Origin of the sequence: Nonomuraea basaltis (assembly GCF_005893125.1) — a bacterium.
Lineage (GTDB): Bacteria > Actinomycetota > Actinomycetes > Streptosporangiales > Streptosporangiaceae > Nonomuraea > Nonomuraea basaltis.
On sequence record NZ_VCJS01000584.1, the window covers coordinates 1 to 1,090 of the forward strand.

The following is a 1,090-nucleotide window of genomic DNA, read 5'->3' on the forward strand; positions in this document are numbered from 1 at the left end:
ACCAGCCGATCCGCGGTGGCCGCGACCCGCTCGTCGTGCGTGACGATCACGAGGGTCTGCCCCGCCGAACGCAGCTCCTGGAAGATCCTCAGCATGTCGAGAGTGGCGGCGGTGTCGAGGTTGCCGGTCGGCTCGTCGGCCAGGACGACCAGCGGGTCGTTGACCAGCGCGCGGGCGACGGCGACCCGCTGACGCTGCCCGCCGGACAGTTGCGAGGGCAGGTGCCGGGCACGGTCGGTGAGCCCGACCCGGTCCAGCAGCAGGCTCGCGCGCCGCCTGGCCTGGCGGCGCGAGCGCCCGGCCAGCAGCGCGGGCAGCTCCACGTTCTCGGCCGCCGACAGCTCCTCCACCAGATGGAAGGCCTGGAAGATGAACCCCACCGACCGGCGCCGCATGCGCGCCAAGGCCCGCTCGCTCAAGGTGTCGATGCGCCGCCCGGCCACCCACACCTCCCCACCGGTGGGCCGCTCCAGGCCACCCAGCAGGTGCAGCAGAGTGGATTTCCCGCAGCCGCTGGGCCCCATCACCGCCAGCGTCTGTCCCTGAGGCACCTCCAGGTCGACCTCGTCCACCGCGCGGACCCGGCTCTGCCCCTGACCATGCGTCTTCACCAGGGCGCAGGCCCGGACCGCGGCACTTGACACGTTCACGCATCCTCAACTTCGTCATCGACCTTGGACCAGGCCCGCTCACAGGCATCCAGCCAGCGCAGGTCCGCCTGCAACCGCAGCACGACCCCTTCCAGCAGCAGGCCGGCGCCCGATCCCGCCGGCTCGGCCAGCGCCGCCTGCTGCGCCTCACGCAAGCGGCGCAGCAACTCCCGGCGCTGCGCCGCCACCAGCTCCACCGGGTCGGCCAGCCGGGCCGCGGCGGCCGCGGCGAGCTTGAGATGAAACTCCGCCAGGTCCGGTTTCGGCCAGCCCACCTCGGCCAGCCAGGCGGCCACCCGCTGCTGCCCGGCCGGCGTCAGCGCATAGACCTTGCGCTCCGGCCGCTCGGGCAGGCCGTCCGCCCGCTCACAGACAACGAGCCCCGCTCGCTCCAACCGGGCCAACGTCACATAGATCTGACCACGGTTCATCGACTCGCC

2 protein-coding genes are annotated in these 1,090 nt (G+C 72.8%); both read right to left on the reverse strand.

Going from position 1 to position 1,090, the window contains the following annotated elements:
• Positions 1-650 (reverse strand): ABC transporter ATP-binding protein (locus tag EJK15_RS69510; RefSeq protein WP_138720959.1); only part of this gene is annotated, 650 nt, incomplete at its 3' end.
• On the reverse strand, positions 647-1,090 hold a 444-nt coding region (locus EJK15_RS69515), incomplete at its 5' end, for a PadR family transcriptional regulator (RefSeq protein WP_138720960.1). The genes EJK15_RS69510 and EJK15_RS69515, both read right to left, overlap by 4 nt.